The 16,588-nt window shown below is 70.1% G+C and carries 12 protein-coding genes and 1 tRNA gene; 9 read left to right on the top strand and 4 right to left on the bottom strand.

Features of this window, described 5'->3' with window-relative positions:
- Window positions 1–232: 232 nt before the first annotated feature.
- A complete protein-coding gene (gene polA, locus IEY78_RS18590) occupies window positions 233–2,971 on the bottom strand; it encodes a DNA polymerase I (protein ID WP_189099681.1) in 2,739 nt (912 codons plus the stop codon).
- A 264-nt stretch (window positions 2,972–3,235) separates the two neighbouring features.
- Between polA and IEY78_RS18585 the strand changes: the two genes are divergently transcribed.
- From IEY78_RS18585 to IEY78_RS18555, 7 genes are all read left to right on the top strand, one after another.
- Window positions 3,236–5,521 (top strand): FdhF/YdeP family oxidoreductase, encoded by a 2,286-nt coding sequence (locus IEY78_RS18585; protein WP_189099679.1) that lies wholly within the window; start codon window positions 3,236–3,238, stop codon window positions 5,519–5,521.
- Between the two features lie 124 nt (window positions 5,522–5,645).
- On the top strand, window positions 5,646–6,119 hold the full coding sequence (locus tag IEY78_RS18580; protein WP_189099677.1) for a PaaI family thioesterase: 474 nt from the start codon (window positions 5,646–5,648) through the stop codon (window positions 6,117–6,119).
- Between the two features lie 484 nt (window positions 6,120–6,603).
- A complete protein-coding gene (locus IEY78_RS18575; RefSeq protein WP_189099832.1) occupies window positions 6,604–7,821 on the top strand; it encodes a branched-chain amino acid ABC transporter substrate-binding protein in 1,218 nt (405 codons plus the stop codon).
- A gap of 136 nt (window positions 7,822–7,957) precedes the next feature.
- Complete coding sequence (locus IEY78_RS18570; RefSeq protein WP_189099675.1) at window positions 7,958–8,887, top strand: branched-chain amino acid ABC transporter permease; 930 nt, start codon at window positions 7,958–7,960, stop codon at window positions 8,885–8,887.
- A 5-nt stretch (window positions 8,888–8,892) separates the two neighbouring features.
- Window positions 8,893–10,689 carry a branched-chain amino acid ABC transporter permease gene (locus IEY78_RS18565; RefSeq protein ID WP_189099673.1) on the top strand — a complete coding sequence of 599 codons (1,797 nt, stop codon included), beginning with the start codon at window positions 8,893–8,895 and terminating at the stop codon, window positions 10,687–10,689.
- Between the two features lie 5 nt (window positions 10,690–10,694).
- Entirely contained in the window at window positions 10,695–11,645 is a 951-nt protein-coding gene (locus IEY78_RS18560) for an ABC transporter ATP-binding protein (protein WP_189099671.1), read from the top strand.
- Window positions 11,642–12,358 (top strand): ABC transporter ATP-binding protein, encoded by a 717-nt coding sequence (locus IEY78_RS18555; RefSeq protein WP_189099669.1) that lies wholly within the window; start codon window positions 11,642–11,644, stop codon window positions 12,356–12,358. Before IEY78_RS18560 ends, IEY78_RS18555 begins: the two co-directional genes overlap by 4 nt.
- A gap of 72 nt (window positions 12,359–12,430) precedes the next feature.
- Here IEY78_RS18555 and IEY78_RS18550 read toward each other — a convergent pair whose 3' ends face one another.
- Window positions 12,431–13,087, bottom strand: coding sequence for an ANTAR domain-containing response regulator (locus IEY78_RS18550; protein ID WP_189099667.1), 657 nt, complete (start codon window positions 13,085–13,087; stop codon window positions 12,431–12,433).
- A 95-nt stretch (window positions 13,088–13,182) separates the two neighbouring features.
- On the opposite strand from IEY78_RS18550, the gene IEY78_RS18545 reads away from it, so the two are divergent.
- Window positions 13,183–13,257: transfer RNA gene (locus tag IEY78_RS18545), tRNA-Leu, on the top strand.
- Between the two features lie 110 nt (window positions 13,258–13,367).
- Entirely contained in the window at window positions 13,368–14,141 is a 774-nt protein-coding gene (locus IEY78_RS18540) for a transcriptional regulator (RefSeq protein ID WP_189099666.1), read from the top strand.
- A 54-nt stretch (window positions 14,142–14,195) separates the two neighbouring features.
- Here IEY78_RS18540 and pyk read toward each other — a convergent pair whose 3' ends face one another.
- Window positions 14,196–15,632 carry a pyruvate kinase gene (gene pyk / locus IEY78_RS18535; RefSeq protein ID WP_189099664.1) on the bottom strand — a complete coding sequence of 479 codons (1,437 nt, stop codon included), beginning with the start codon at window positions 15,630–15,632 and terminating at the stop codon, window positions 14,196–14,198.
- Window positions 15,633–15,777: 145 nt separating this feature from the next.
- Entirely contained in the window at window positions 15,778–16,479 is a 702-nt protein-coding gene (locus IEY78_RS18530; protein WP_189099662.1) for an SIMPL domain-containing protein, read from the bottom strand.
- Window positions 16,480–16,588: the final 109 nt, after the last annotated feature.

Raw genomic sequence — 16,588 nt, 5'->3', positions numbered from 1 at the left:
GACACTACGACAACTCGGGCCCGGCATCTACCACCCACTTCGGACACTTAGTGATCAGAACCGGTCAGGGAGGGGGTGGGCCGTTGACGCCGGGGCCGGGGGCGGGCGCCGCTGGCGGAGCGTCAGGCAAGGGTGGGGCGGGTGATTGCGGTGAGGGCGGCCGAGCCCGGGGACGACGCACGCCGGGGAGGGCGCGGGACGTGCCCCGTGCCCTCCCCGGTCCGTCGTCCGCTCAGTGCGCGGCGGACTCCCAGTCCTTGCCGGAGCCGACGGAGACATCCAGCGGGGCGCTGAGCTCGACCGCGTCGGCCATCTCGCGGCGGACCAGTTCCTCGACCTTCTTGCGCTCGCCCGGGGCGACCTCGACCACGATTTCGTCGTGGACCTGGAGCAGCATGCGCGACTCCAGCTTCGCCTCCCGCAGCGCCGCGTCGACCCGCAGCATCGCGATCTTGACGATGTCGGCGGCGGTGCCCTGGATCGGGGCGTTCAGCGCCATCCGCTCGGCCATCTCGCGGCGCTGGCGGTTGTCGCTGTTGAGGTCGGGGAGGTAGCGGCGGCGGCCGAGCATCGTCTCGGTGTAGCCGGTGGCGCGGGCCTCGTCCACGACGCGGCGGAGGTAGTCGCGCACCCCGCCGAAGCGCTCGAAGTAGTTGTCCATCAGCTTGCGGGCCTCATCGGGCTGGATGCCCAGCTGCTGGGAGAGCCCGAAGGCCGACAGGCCGTACGCCAGGCCGTAGGACATCGCCTTGATCTTGCGGCGCATCTCCGCGTCGACCTCATCGGTGGCGACCGTGAAGACATGGGAGGCGACCGTGGTGTGCAGGTCCTCGCCGGAGGTGAAGGCCTCGAGCAGGCCCTCGTCCTCGGAGAGATGGGCCATCACCCGCAGTTCGATCTGGCTGTAGTCGGCGGTCAGCAGCGACTCGAAGCCGTCCCCGACGACGAAGCCGCGGCGGATGGCCCGGCCCTCGTCCGTGCGCACCGGGATGTTCTGGAGGTTGGGGTCCGTGGAGGACAGCCGGCCGGTGGCGGCCACGGTCTGGTTGAAGGTGGTGTGGATGCGGCCGTCGGCGCCGATGGTCTTGATCAGGCCCTCGACGGTGGTGCGCAGCTTGGCCTGCTCGCGGTGCCTGAGCATGATCACCGGGAGTTCGTTCTCGGTCTGGGCCGCCAGCCAGGCCAGGGCGTCGGCGTCGGTGGTGTAGCCCGTCTTGGTCTTCTTGGTCCTGGGCAGGCCCAGTTCGCCGAAGAGGACCTCCTGGAGCTGCTTGGGCGAGCCGAGGTTGAACTCGTGTCCGGCGGCGGCGTGCGCCTCCTTGACGGCCTGCTGCACCGCGCCCGCGAACTGCTGCTCCATGCGCTCCAGCCAGCCCCGGTCCGCGGCGATGCCGGCGCGCTCCATCCGGGCCAGCAGGACGCTGGTGGGCAGCTCCACATCGCGCAGCAGACCGGCCGCGCCGACCTCGGCCAGCTTCGTCTCGAACGCCTCTCCCAGGTCGAGGACCGTGCGGGCCTGGCCCATCAGGGCGTCCGCCTCGGCCTGCTCGTCCGCGCCGAACGCCAGCTGGCCGTCGCCGGCCGCGGCGGGGGCGAGATCGCGGCCCAGGTACTCGATGGACAGGGCGTCCAGGGCGAACGAGCGGCGGCCCGGCTTGACCAGGTAGGCGGCCAGCGCGGTGTCCATGGTGACGCCGTCGATGCGCCAGCCGTGCTCGCCGAAGACCCGCATCAGGCCCTTGGCGTTGTGCATCACCTTGGGGCGGGCGGCGTCCGCGCTCCAGGCGGCGAAGGCCTGCTCGTCGGCCTCGTCGAGCTGGGCGGGGTCGAACCAGGCGGCCGGGCCGCCGCCGGCGGCGAGCGCGATCTCGGCGACGCTGCCGCTGCCGAGGGTCCAGACGTCGACCGTGGCGACGCCGAGCGGTCCGGTGCCGTGCTCGGCCAGCCACGGGGCGAGTTCACCGGCGGCGAGGACCGCGCCGTCGACCTCGATGCCGGCCGCGGGGGCGGCTTCCTCGGCCGCCTCGGCGGCGCCCGGGTCGACGGCGTGCAGCCGGTCGCGCAGGCCCTGGTTGCGGATCTCCAGCCCGTTGAAGAGGACCGACAGTGCCTCGCGGTCGTACGCCTCGCGGGTCAGCTCGGCCGGGCCGCAGGGCAGCTCGACGTCGCGCACCATCTCCGTGAGCCGGCGGTTGAGCTTGACCGCGTCCAGGTGCTCGCGGAGGTTGGCGCCCGCCTTGCCCTTGACCTCCTCGGCGCGCTCCACCAGCTCCGCGAACGAACCGAACTGGTTGATCCACTTCGTGGCGGTCTTCTCGCCGACGCCGGGGATGCCGGGGAGGTTGTCCGACGGGTCGCCGCGCAGCGCGGCGAAGTCCGGGTACTGGGCGGGGGTCAGGCCGTACTTCTCGAAGACCTTCTCCGGGGTGAAGCGGGTCAGCTCCGAGACGCCCTTGGTGGGGTAGAGCACCGTGACGTCGTCGGAGACCAGCTGGAAGGAGTCGCGGTCGCCCGTGACGATCGAGACCTCGAAGCCCTGGGCCGTGGCCTGCTCGGTGAGGGTGGCGATGACGTCGTCGGCCTCGAAGCCCTCGATCGCGAAGCGCTTGACCCGCATCGCGTCGAGCATCTCGCCGATCAGCTCGACCTGGCCCTTGAACTCGTCGGGCGTCTTGGAGCGGTTCGCCTTGTAGTCGGCGAACTCCTCGGAGCGCCAGGTCTTGCGCGAGACGTCGAAGGCCACGGCGAAATGCGTGGGCGCCTCGTCACGCAGGGTGTTCGCGAGCATCGACGCGAAGCCGTAGATCGCATTGGTCGGTTGCCCCGAGACGGTCGTGAAATTCTCCACGGGCAGGGCGAAGAACGCCCGGTATGCCATGGAATGCCCGTCCATCAGGAGCAGTCGGGGACGGCCGCCCGCCGCCGCCTCGGTGCCGGTCGCTTCGCTCTTCTTCGCTGCCTTTGCTGCCACGCCCCCGATCCTGCCACGCCCCACTGACAATCCCCGCCGCGACGGCTCCCGGCCCCCTCGCCGCGCCCCGCCCCGGACCCCGGCCGCACCGCCCCGAACGCACCCGGCCCGGCCCCCGCACGCCGCCGTCCCCACCGCCGTCCCCACCCCCTGCACCGCGCCGCAGGTCCGTGGCAGGATCGAACGCGCACGACACATGCACAGCACAACGGTCCACCCGTACGCGGGGTGCGCACCGCAGCCCACGGCTCAAGGGAGAGCGTCATGGCAGGCAAGCCGCCCGCGTCGGACCCCGTCCAGGACGCGCCCGAGGTCGGCGCACCCCAGCACTCCGCCGTCGGGCTGCCCGCCCTCACCCACGCCCTGCGCATCGCCCAGCAGCAGATGGGCGTGCGCCGCAGCGCCCAAACCCTGCTGCGCGTCAACCAGCCCGACGGCTTCGACTGCCCGGGCTGCGCCTGGCCCGAGCCCGGCAAGACGCACACCGCCGAATTCTGCGAGAACGGCGCCAAGGCCGTCGCCGAGGAAGCCACCCTGCGCCGCGTGACCCCGGAGTTCTTCGCGGCCCACTCCGTCGCCGGCCTCGCCGACCGCAGCGGCTACTGGCTCGGCCAGCAGGGCCGCCTGACCCACCCCATGTACCTGGCCGAGGGCGCCGGCCACTACACCCCCGTCTCCTGGGAGCGGGCCTTCGACCTGATCGGCGAGGAGCTGACCGCCCTCGACTCCCCCGACGAGGCCGTCTTCTACACCTCCGGCCGCACGAGCAACGAAGCCGCCTTCCTCTACCAGCTCTTCGCCCGCGAATTCGGCACCAACAACCTGCCCGACTGCTCCAACATGTGCCACGAGTCCTCGGGCTCCGCGCTCACCGAGACCCTCGGCATCGGCAAGGGCAGCGTCCTGCTGGAGGACCTCTACCAGGCCGACCTGATCATCGTCGCCGGCCAGAACCCCGGCACCAACCACCCCCGGATGCTCACCGCGCTGGAGAAGGCCAAGGCCGGCGGCGCGAAGATCATCTCGATCAATCCGCTGCCCGAAGCCGGCCTGGAGCGCTTCAAGAACCCGCAGACCCCGCGCGGCCTGGCCGGCGGCGGCACCGCGCTCACCGACCTCTTCCTCCAGGTACGCCTCGGCGGCGACCAGGCCCTCTTCCGCGCCCTCAACCGCCTCGTCCTCGACACCGACGGCGCCCTCGACGCGGACTTCATCCGCGACCACACCCACGGCTTCGAGGAGTTCGCGCGAGCCGCGCGCGCCGACAGCGGCTGGGACGAGACGCTCACCGCCACCGGCCTGACCCGCGAGGAGATCGAGCGCGCCGGCGAGATGGTCCTCGCCTCGCAGCGCACCATCGTCTGCTGGGCGATGGGCCTGACCCAGCACAAACACTCCGTCCCCACCATCCGGGAGGTCGTCAACTTCCTGCTGCTGCGCGGCAACATCGGCCGCCCCGGGGCCGGCGTCTGCCCCGTCCGCGGACACAGTAACGTCCAGGGCGACCGCACCATGGGCATCTTCGAACGGCCCGCGCCCGCCTTCCTCGACGCCCTGGAGAAGGAGTTCGGCTTCGCACCGCCCCGGGAGCACGGCCTCGACGTGGTCCGCGCCATCCGCGCGCTGCGCGACGGGCAGGCCAAGGTCTTCTTCGCGATGGGCGGCAACTTCGTCTCCGCCACCCCCGACACCGACGCCACCGAGGCCGCCATGCGCCGCGCCCGGCTGACCGTCCACGTCTCCACCAAGCTCAACCGCTCACACGTGATCACCGGCGCCCGCGCCCTGATCCTGCCGACCCTGGGCCGCTCGGACCGCGATGTGCAGCGCGCCGGCGCGCAGTTCGTGACCGTCGAGGACTCCATGGGCATGGTGCACGCCTCCCGCGGACGGCTGGAGCCCGCGAGCCCCCAGCTGCTGTCCGAGCCCGCGATCGTGGCCCGGCTGGCCCGCCGCGTCCTGGGCGCGGACAGCGCCACCCCCTGGGAGGAGTTCGAGCAGGACTACGCCGCGATCCGCGACCGGATCGCCCGCGTCGTCCCCGGCTTCGAGGACTTCAACACCAGGGTCGCCCGCCCCGGAGGCTTCGCCCTGCCGCACGCCCCCCGCGACAGCCGCAGCTTCCCCACCGCCACCGGCAAGGCCAACTTCACCGCCGCGCCCGTGGAATACCCCACCGCCCCCGAAGGGCGGCTGCTGCTCCAGACGCTGCGCTCCCACGACCAGTACAACACCACGATCTACGGCCTCGACGACCGCTACCGCGGCATCAAGAACGGCCGCCGCGTGGTGCTCGTCCACCCCGACGACGCCCGCGAACGGGGCCTGGCCGACGGCGCGTACGCCGACCTGATCAGCGAGTGGACCGACGGCAGCGAGCGGCGGGCGGACGGCTTCCGCGTCGTGCACTACCCCACCGCCCGCGGCTGCGCGGCCGCCTACTACCCCGAGACCAACGTCCTGATCCCCCTCGACCACACCGCCGACACCAGCAACACCCCGGCCGCCAAGTCCGTGGTGATCCGCCTGGAGCCCGCCCACCGGGACTGACCACGGCGCAGCGGGCCGGCGGGAACATCCACCCCGCGCTGAGCGCTTGCTCAGCGGACTGATAGGAACAGGCACGGATCGACGGATCGACGACGATCACGGGCGAGCGAACGGAGCCACAGGCATGGGTGAGCAGAGCACGACCAAGTTTCCGCAGGAGATCCTCGACCAGTGGGCCGGCCTCGGCCTCGACCTGCCGGCGCTGTTCTCCGCCGGACACCTCGGCGAGCGGATGAGCGTGCAGGTCGTCGAGGCCGCCCCGGAGCGCATCGTGGGCACCATGCCCGTCGAGGGCAACACCCAGCCCTACGGGCTGCTGCACGGCGGCGCCTCCGCCGTCCTGGCCGAAACCCTCGGCTCCGTCGGCGCCATGCTGCACGGCGGCCCCACCAAGGTCGCGGTGGGCGTCGACCTGAACTGCACCCACCACCGCGGCGCCCGCTCCGGGCTGGTCACCGGCGTCGCCACCCCCGTGCACCGCGGCCGCTCCACCGCCACCTACGAGGTCGTCATCACCGACGAGCAGGACAAGCGGGTCTGCACCGCCCGCCTGACCTGCATGCTGCGCGAGACCGACAGCGACGCCTACCGCAGCTGACCCACCCCGGCCGGCGCACCGCCGCCCGCCGCCGCGGCCCCGCATCCAGCCCCTGGAGCGGGGCCGCACGCATGTCAGTAACTGTGAGTAACAGGCGGGAGGAGCCGTGCCGTCCGTGTTTCCCGTGCCCCCCAAGGGCCCCGGCGCCCCCGCGCCCGCCACGTCCGGATACCGGACGCCGAACCGTCACCACGCGCCCCATCCCCCCATGGAGGTGCACATTCACCCCCCGCGCCGCGTTCGCCCTCCGGTGTAAGGACCATAACGGCAAAACGCTCATCGAAGGTCATAACAAGAGCGTCACATCCTGCACAGCGCCTCTGCCGGTGTGGCGGACACCGCTCTAGAGTCACGGCCAGTCACCGCGCCGCCGGGCGCGCTGCGAGCACGGAACCCGGCCTCACCCCGCACCGCCCGGCGCCGCGATCCGGCCAGGCGACAGCTGTGGCCGCCAGGGAAAGGACTGATCGTGCGTCACCGTTCCTTGCTCATCCTCACCACCGCAGTCACCGCCGGTGCCCTCACCCTTTCCGCGTGCGGCTCACGCGGCGAGAACAAGAGCGGCGACGGAAAAGCCACCGTCGTCATCGGCCTCGACGCCCCCACCACCGGCGAGCTCTCCGCACTGGGCCTGGGCATCCGCAACTCCGCCCAGCTCGCCATCGACAACGCCAACAAAGCCGGCGAGGTCAAGGGCGTCACCTTCAAACTCGAAGCCCTCGACGACAAGGCCCTGCCCAACGTCGGCCAGCAGAACACCACCAAGCTCGCCGGCGACAAGGACGTCCTCGGCATCGTCGGCCCGCTCAACTCCGGCGTCGCCCAGTCCATGCAGCAGGTCTCCAAGCAGAACAACCTCACCCTGATATCCCCGGCGAACACCACCCCGGACCTCACCCAGGGCCCGGACTGGCGCAAGGACAAGCGCGTCCGCCAGTTCCCGACCTACTTCCGCACCGCCACCACCGACGAGGTCCAGGGCGCCTTCGACGGCCAGTACGCCTGGGAGAAGGTGAAGGCCAAGAAGGTCTACATCATCGACGACCAGAAGACCTACGGCGTCGGCCTCGCCTCCTCCTTCAAGGACCAGTTCACCAAGCTCGGCGGCAAGGTCGCCGGCAGCGAGCACGTCAGCCCCGACGACCGCGACTTCAAGGCCGTCGTCTCCAAGGTCAAGTCCGCCAAGCCCGACCTGGTCTTCTACGGCGGCGAATACCCCGCCTCCGGCCCGCTCAGCCAGCAGCTCAAGGACGGCGGCGTCACCGTCCCGCTCATGGGCGGCGACGGCATGTACAGCGGCGACTACATCAAGCTCAACAAGAAGGCACAGGGCGACTACGCCTCCTCCGTCGGCAAGCCCGTCGAGGACCTCCCCTCCGCCAAGAAGTTCATCGCCGACTACAAGGCAGCCGGCTTCAAGGAGGCCTACGAGGCCTACGGCGGCTCCGCCTACGACTCCACCTGGGCCGTCATCCAGGCCGTCAAGGCCGTCGTCGGCGCCAACAGCGGCAAGCTCCCCGACGACGCCCGCAAGAAGGTCGTCGACGCCATGAACAAGGTCACCTTCGACGGCGTCACCGGCCACATCGCCTTCGACAAATACGGCGACACCACCAACACCATGATCACCGCCTACCAGGTCGACAAGGGAGCCTGGGCCTCCCGCTTCAGCGCCGAATTCAAGAAGTTCGACAAGAGCTGACCGACCGCACCGCACCGCACCGCGCACCACCGACACACCCCGGGCCGCGCCAGGACGCACCACGCCCCCTGGCGCGGCCCGCGGCACACCGGGGCAGCCCGGAACCCCGTAACTCCCACGCAACGGAGGCCCTGCGGTGAGTGAACTGCCGCAACAGCTGGCCAACGGACTCATCCTCGGCGCGATGTACGGACTCATCGCGATCGGCTACACGATGGTCTACGGAATCGTCCAGCTCATCAACTTCGCCCACGGCGAGATCTTCATGGTCGGCGGCTTCGGAGCGCTCAGCGTCTTCCTCGCGCTCCCCGCCGGCACCTCGCTCGCCCTCGCGCTGCCGGTCATGCTCCTCGGCGGCATCGCCGTATCCGTCCTCGTCGGCATCGCAGCGGAACGTTTCGCCTACCGCCCGCTGCGCGGCGCCCCCCGCCTCGCCCCCCTCATCACCGCCATCGGCCTGTCCATCGCACTCCAGCAGGCCATCTGGAAGTGGTACCCCGACGGCAAACAGGCCCGCGTCTTCCCCCAGTTCAAGGGCCGCGCCTTCGACATCCTCGGCGCCACCGTCCAGCGCGGCGACATCTTCGTCCTCATCGCCGCACCCGCCTGCATGATCGCCCTCGGCTTCTTCGTCGCCAAGACCCGCAGCGGCCGCGCCATGCAGGCCACCGCACAGGACCCCGACACCGCCAAACTCATGGGCATCAACACCGACCGCATCATCGTCCTCGCCTTCGCCATCGGCGCCGCCTTCGCCGGCGTCGCCGCCGTCGCCTACGGACTGCGCACCGGCGAGGTCCAGTTCCGCATGGGCTTCATCATGGGCCTCAAGGCCTTCACCGCCGCCGTCCTCGGCGGCATCGGCAACATCTACGGCGCCATGCTCGGCGGCGTCGTCCTCGGCATCGCCGAAGCCCTCGCCACCGCCTACATCGAAGAGATACCGGGCATGGAGCAATTCGGCGGCGGAGCCTGGAAGGACGTCTGGGCCTTCGTCCTCCTCATCCTCGTACTCCTGCTGAGACCACAAGGCCTCCTGGGCGAACGTGTCGCGGATCGGGCGTGATAGCGATGACCACGGACACCACCACAACCCCCGCACGCGGCCTGCTCCCCCTCCCCGAACGCACCGCCCGCCTCACCACCGCCGCCGGCGCCCTCGTCACCGCCCTCTCCACCGGCCTCGCCTGGACCTGGAGCAGCGACTTCCCCGGCGACCTCACCTACAACCTCTCCCCCGCCGGCCTCCAGCTCATCACCCTCTTCGGCGGCCTCCTCACCCTCCTCCTCGCCACCTCCGCACTCGGCACCCGCGGACTGCGCTGGCTCACCCCCGCAGGACGCAACGCCCCCACCCTCCTCGCCGCCCTCGCCACCTTCGCCGCCACCTGGTTCACCCTGATCGCCATCGCCGTCCAACTCGGCGGCCTGATCAACCTCGAACCCGGCGGCCTCCTCGCCGGCCTCGCCTCCCTCCTCACCCTCCTCGCCGCCCTCGCCCTCCCCCCGGACACCCCCGGCGACACCCCACCCACCGGCCCCTGGCAACGCTTCACCGCGGCCCTCGCCCCCACGCCCCTACGGCGCCGCACCCGCGAACTCCCCGCCTGGGCCGAGATCCTGACCATCGCCGCCGCCTTCGCCGCCGGCCTGCTCGCCTTCACCTACGGCATCGACACCGACGACGGCGCACCCTTCGTCGGCTACCTGCTCTTCATGGTTCTCGCCGTCCCCGCCCTCCACCGCGCCGGACTCACCGCACGCCTGACCGCCCTGACCCGCACCCACCGCGGCGTCGCCCTCGGCGCGGCCTTCCTCGCCGCCGCCTGCTTCCCCTTCACCCAGGACACCGACCAGTACACGATCATCGGGGCCAACATCCTGATCTTCGCCACCGTCGCCCTGGGCCTCAATGTCGTCGTCGGCCTCGCCGGCCTCCTCGACCTCGGCTACGTCGCCTTCCTCGGCGTCGGCGCCTACGCCGCGGCCCTCGTCTCCGGCTCCGCCGAATCCGCCCTCGGCCTCCACTTCCCCTTCTGGGCCGCCCTCCTCACCGGAGCCGCCGCCTCCCTCGTCTTCGGCGTCCTCATCGGCGCCCCCACCCTCCGCCTGCGCGGCGACTACCTCGCCATCGTCACCCTCGGCTTCGGCGAGATCTTCCGCATCGCCATGCTCAACCTCAACGGCACCACCGGCCCCGACATCACCAACGGCGCCATGGGCATCCCCAACATCCCCAACCTCGAAATCTTCGGCTTCAACTTCGGCGAAACCCACACCGTCCTCGGCATCCCCCTCGCCACCTACGGCAACTACTACCTGCTGATGATCCTCGTGACCGCCTTCGTCGTCCTCGTCTTCCGACGCGCCGCCGCCTCCCGCATCGGCCGCGCCTGGATCGCCATCCGCGAGGACGAGACCGCCGCCATCGCCATGGGCATCAACAGCTTCCGCCTCCGCCTCCTCGCCTTCGCCCTCGGCGCCGCCCTCGCCGGACTCGCCGGCACCGTCCACGCCCACGTCGTCACCACCGCCACCCCCGAGCAATTCCAGTTCGCCGGCCCCCAACCCCCCAACTCCGCCTTCCTCCTCGCCGCCGTCATCCTCGGCGGCATGGGCACCCTCAGCGGACCCCTCGTCGGCGCCGCCCTCCTCTTCCTCATCCCCGCCAAACTCGACTTCCTCCAGGACTACCAACTCCTGCTGTTCGGCATCGCCCTCGTCCTCCTCATGCGCTTCCGGCCTGAAGGACTCATTCCCGACCGCCGCAAACAGCTGGAATTCCACGAAACCGGCCAACTCGACGTGCCCGACCAGCGCCTCCCCGACACCGACGCCACCCTCGGCGCCACCCAGGCAAAGGCGTGAGGACCATGACCACACCACCCAACGCCGCCACCACCACCGGCACCGACCGCGACACCATCCTGCGCGCCGACGGCGTCACCATGCGCTTCGGCGGACTCACCGCCGTACGCGGCGTCGACCTCACCGTCGGCAGCGGCGAAATCGTCGGCCTCATCGGCCCCAACGGCGCCGGCAAAACCACCTTCTTCAACTGCCTCACCGGCCTCTACGTGCCCACCGAAGGCACCGTCAGCTACCGAGGCACCCGACTCTCCCGCAAACCCCACCTCGTCACCCAAGCCGGCGTCGCCCGCACCTTCCAGAACATCCGCCTCTTCGCCAACATGACCGTCCTCGAAAACGTCCTCGTCGGACGCCACACCCGCACCAAAGAAGGCCTCTGGTCAGCCCTCCTCCGCGGCCCCGGCTTCAAAAAAGCCGAACGCACCAGCGAACAACGCGCCATGGAACTCCTGGAATTCACCGGCCTCGCCCACAAACGCGACCACCTCGCCCGCAACCTCCCCTACGGCGAACAACGCAAGCTCGAAATCGCCCGCGCCCTCGCCAGCGAACCCGGACTCCTCCTCCTGGACGAACCCACCGCCGGCATGAACCCCCAGGAAACCCGCGCCACCCAGGACCTCGTCCTCGCCATCCGCGCCCAGGGCACCGCCGTCCTCGTCATCGAGCACGACATGCGCTTCATCTTCAACCTCTGCGACCGCGTCGCCGTCCTCGTCCAGGGCCAGAAACTCATCGAAGGCACCGCCGACGTCGTCCAGGCCGACGACCGCGTCATCGCCGCCTACCTCGGCACCCCCCTCGACGACGACACCCCCGACGCCCCGCACACCGCACCCCCCACGGACACCGACGGCACCCCCGCAGACGGCACCCCCGCAGCGGACCCCGCCCCCGACGCCACGGCCCCGGCAGACCCACCGGCCCAGGGACACACCGGAGACACCCCATGACCGCACTGCTCCACGTCGAGGACCTCCGCGTCGCCTACGGCAAGATCGAAGCCGTCAAAGGCATCTCCTTCACCGTCGAAGCAGGCGAAGCCGTCACCCTCATCGGCACCAACGGCGCCGGCAAAACCACCACCCTGCGCACCCTCTCCGGCCTCCTCAAGCCCCTCGCCGGAAAAATCACCTTCGACGGCGAACCCCTCAACGGCGTCCCCGCCCACAAAATCGTCGAACGCGGCCTCGCCCACTCCCCCGAAGGCCGCCGCCTCTTCCCCCGCCTCACCATCGCCGAAAACCTCCAGCTCGGCGCCTTCCTCCGCAAGGACACCGCCGCCATCGACGCCGACATCCAACGCGTCTACGACCTCTTCCCCATCCTCGGCGAACGCAGCAAACAAGCCTCCGGCACCCTCTCCGGCGGCGAACAGCAAATGCTCGCCATGGGCCGCGCCCTCATGTCCCGCCCCAAACTCCTCATGCTCGACGAGCCCTCCATGGGCCTCTCCCCGATCATGATGCAGAAGATCATGGAAACCATCCGCGAACTCCGCTCACAAGGCACCACCATCCTCCTCGTCGAACAGAACGCCCAGGCCGCGCTCTCCCTCGCCGACCAGGGGCACGTCATGGAAATCGGCCGCATCGTCCTCTCCGGCAGCGGCCCCTCCCTCCTCCACGACGAATCCGTCCGCAAGGCCTACCTCGGCGAGGACTGAAACCGCACCCCGACACGGAAGCGGCCCCGCACCGGACAACCGGTACGGGGCCGCTCCCACCACTCCACGCAGCTACTGATCCTTCTTCTGCTGCTTCTTCTCCTCGGCGTCCTCGATGACCGCCTCCGCCACCTGCTGCATCGACAGCCGGCGATCCATCGACGTCTTCTGGATCCACCGGAACGCCGCCGGCTCCGTCAGCCCGTACTGCGTCTGCAGCACGCTCTTGGCCCGGTCCACCAGCTTCCGCGTCTCCAACCGCTGCGTGAGGTCCTCGACCTCCTGCTCCAGCGTCTTCAGCTCGGTGAACCGGCTCACCGCCATCTCGATCGCCGGAACCACGTCCGTCTTCGAGAACGGCTTCACCAGATACGCCATCGCCCCCGCGTCCCGCGCCCGCTCCACCAGCTCACGCTGCGAGAACGCGGTCAGCATCAGCACCGGCGCGATGCTCTCCTCGGCGATCACCTCGGCCGCCGAGATGCCGTCCAGCACCGGCATCTTCACGTCCAGGATCACCAGATCCGGGCGGTGCTCCCGGGCCAGGTCCACGGCCGTCTGGCCGTCCCCGGCCTCGCCCACGACGGTGTAGCCCTCCTCCTCCAGCATCTCCTTGAGATCGAGACGGATGAGGGCCTCGTCCTCGGCGATCACGACGCGCGTGGTCAGCGGAGGGACGTGCGACTGATCGTCATCGGCGGTGGGCTGCTCGGGCTCGGCGGCGCTCACGGGACTCCTCATTCAGGCAGGTGGTGCCCCATGAGCCTACCTAGCTCCTGTAGGGTGGTCCCACAGCAGGTAGGCGTTACCCTTGGATTCCGCTGGCCCCGGTAGCCCAATTGGCAGCAGGCAATGGATTCAAAACCCATACAGTGTCGGTTCGAGTCCGACCCGGGGCACTTTCCTTTCGATTCCAAGGTCACGCGGGAAACGGGAAAGGTTCGCTCGAAAGAACGGCCGCCCAGTCGAACGGCCACGCGGGGAACGCGCTCCGGCCAGGCTCACGTTCATGTACGACCGTGAAACCCGTGAGCACGCCCTCTCCCTCATCGGCCAAGATCGCAGCCTCAACGCCGTCAGCAAGCAGACCGGAATCTCCCGCTTCGCCCTCCGCTCCTGGCAGAGCCGGTTGGAGCCGCTGTCACGCAAGACGGATTGCCCACGATGCGAACGAGTACCGCGACCGCCTGAGGCCGATACGGCATACGCCTACCTGCTCGGCCTCTACCTCGGCGACGGCTGCATCAGCAAGCAGCCGCGGAATCGCGGATATGCGTTACGGATCGCCTGCGCGGATGCGTGGCCGGGCCTCATTGCGGCATGCCGCCGGGCGATGAAGACGGTTCGCCCCATGAACAGCGTGTGCGTCGTCCGGGGCGAGGGCTGCGTCATGGTGACGAGCTACAGCGTCCACTGGCCCTGTCTCTTCCCCCAGCACGGTCCCGGCAAGAAGCACGAGCGGCCGATCGTGCTCGAACGATGGCAGCAGCAGATCGTGGACGCGCATCCCTGGGAGTTCCTTCGCGGGCTGATCCACTCCGACGGCTGCCGGGTCACCAACTGGACGGCGCGCACGATCGCCGGGGAGCGCAGGCGCTACGAGTATCCGCGGTACTTCTTCACCAACGTGTCCGCCGACATCCTGCGTCTCTATACGGACACCCTCGACAAGGTCGGCGTCGCATGGCGGCCGACGCGGCAGGGGCGCCGGGCGGAGAACATCTCCGTCGCCCGCAAGGAATCCGTCGCGCTCATGGACACACACATCGGGCCGAAGTACTGACGGGGACGGCAGTCAGGTACCTCGGCCCAGCGGGTTCGGGGTGGTGCGGTGGGGCTACTTCGGGGAGTCGTCCTCGCCGATGTGGTGGACGCGGACGAGGTTGGTGGAGCCGGGGACGCCGGGCGGGGAGCCGGCGGTGATGATGACGACGTCGCCCTTTTGGCAGCGGCCGAGGGCGAGGAGGTGCTCGTCGACCTGGGCGACCATCTCGTCGGTGGAGTCGACGGTGGGACCGAGGAAGGTCTCCACTCCCCAGCTGATGTTGAGCTGGGCGCGGGTGGCCGGGTCGGGGGTGAAGGCGAGCAGGGGGATGGGTGAGCGGTAGCGGGAGAGGCGGCGGACGGTGTCGCCGGACTGGGTGAAGGCGACGAGGAACTTGGCGCCGAGGAAGTCGCCCATTTCGGCGGCGGCGCGGGCGACGGCGCCGCCCTGGGTGCGGGGCTTGTTGGTGTCGGTGAGCGGCGGGAGGCCCTTGGCGAGGACGTCTTCCTCGGCGGCTTCGACGATGCGGCTCATGGTGCGGACGGTTTCGGTGGGGTAGCTGCCGACGCTGGTTTCGCCGGAGAGCATGACGGCGTCGGTGCCGTCGATGACGGCGTTGGCGACGTCGGAGGCTTCGGCGCGGGTGGGGCGGGAGTTGTCGATCATCGAGTCGAGCATCTGGGTGGCGACGATGACGGGTTTGGCGTTGCGTTTGGCGAGTTTGATGGCGCGCTTTTGGACGATGGGGACGGTTTCGAGGGGCATTTCGACGCCGAGGTCGCCGCGGGCGACCATGATGCCGTCGAAGGCGGCGACGATGTCGTCGATGTGGTCGACGGCCTGGGGTTTTTCGATCTTGGCGATGACCGGGAGGGTGCGGTTCTCCTCGCGCATGATGCGGTGGACGTCTTCGATGTCGCGGCCGGTGCGGACGAAGGAGAGGGCGATGAGGTCGGCGCCGTGGCGCAGGGCCCAGCGGAGGTCGTCCTGGTCCTTTTCGGAGAGGGCGGGGACGGAGACGGCGACGCCGGGGAGGTTGAGGCCTTTGTGGTCGGAGACCATGCCGCCTTCGATGACGGTGGTGTGGACGCGGGGGCCGTCGACGCGGGTGACTTCGAGGGTGACCTTGCCGTCGTCGACGAGGATGCGTTCGCCGGTGGTGACGTCGTCGGGGAGGCCTTGGTGGGTGGTGCCGCAGTGGTGGCGGTCGCCTTGCGCGGCGGGTTCGACGGTAATGGTGAACTCGTCGCCGCGTTCGAGAAGTACGGGGCCTTCGCGGAATTGTCCGAGTCGGATCTTCGGGCCTTGAAGGTCGGCGAGGATGCCGATGCTGCGGTTGGCTTCCTCGGCGGCTTTGCGGACCCGGTCGACGCGTGTTTCGTGGTCGGCGTGGGTGCCGTGGCTGAGGTTGCAGCGGGCGATGTCCATTCCGGCGTCGACGAGGGCTTTGATCTGCTCGTACGAGTCGGTGGCGGGGCCCAGTGTGCAGACGATTTTTGCTCGGCGCATGTGTCGACTCTATGACTTACCGGGCGGTAGGGAACGGTAGGGAGGTGTCTGCTCAACGAGGGCTTGATGAAGGGCTGTTGACAGGTCTTGGAATGCGCGCGGGCCCGCTCCGATGAGCGGAATGCGGCCCTCGTGCGGAGTGGTGTCAGAGGGTGGGGCGGGTCATCGTCAAGCGGGCATTGACGCTGGCGTAGACGGTCTGGCGCTGGGGTTCGAGGTCGAGGGCGGGGGCGGCTTCCTGGGCGGGGGCGCCGTAGCCGGGGGCGGAGCGCAGGGCGGGGCCGGCGGTGGGGGTGGTGTTGTCGGCGCCGAGGTCGGCGATTTCGAGGAGGGCGTCGAGTCGGGCGCCGACGGCTTCGGCGTATTCGCGGGCGCGCTGGACGGCTTCATGAACGGCTTGGGTGCGGACGGTGCGGTGGGCGGGTGAGTCGGGGCGCAGTGCCCACCAGGGGCCGTCGACGCGGGTGAGGTCCAGGTCGGCGAGGCGGGTGGTGAGTTCACCGAGGGCGGTGAAGTCGTTGAGGGTGGCGGTGTGGGTGACGCGTCCGTGGTAGGCGCGGATGCGTTCGTGGCGGCCTTTGTCGGTGAGTTGGGGGGTGAGGCTGAAGGTGCCGGTTTCGAGTTTTTCGAGGGCGTCGCGGTAGGTCTTGAGGAGGGTGAGGGCTTGTTCGTTGCGGCGGGTGAGGTCGGTGAGGGTGGTGGTGCGGTCGGTGCCGCGGGCGCTGATGGTGACGGTGATGCGGGCGATTTCGGGGTCGACTTCGAGGCGGGCTTCGCCGCGTACGGCGAGGCGGGGGGTGTCGGGGGTGCCGTAGGGGAGGGCGGTGGTGCCGGTGGGGTCGGTCATGGGTGCCTCCGCGGTGGTGGGGCGGGTGTGGGGGTGAAGGGTGGCACATCCGGGCGGGCGGGGGGTCGCGGCCGGGGGTGCGGGGTGGCGGAGGCGGTGGGGCGGGTGC

The sequence above is a fragment of the Streptomyces kronopolitis genome (assembly GCF_014646275.1).
Taxonomy (GTDB): domain Bacteria; phylum Actinomycetota; class Actinomycetes; order Streptomycetales; family Streptomycetaceae; genus Streptomyces; species Streptomyces kronopolitis.
Note: the sequence above shows the minus strand (reverse complement) of the source record. Positions and strands in the feature narration are given on the sequence as shown.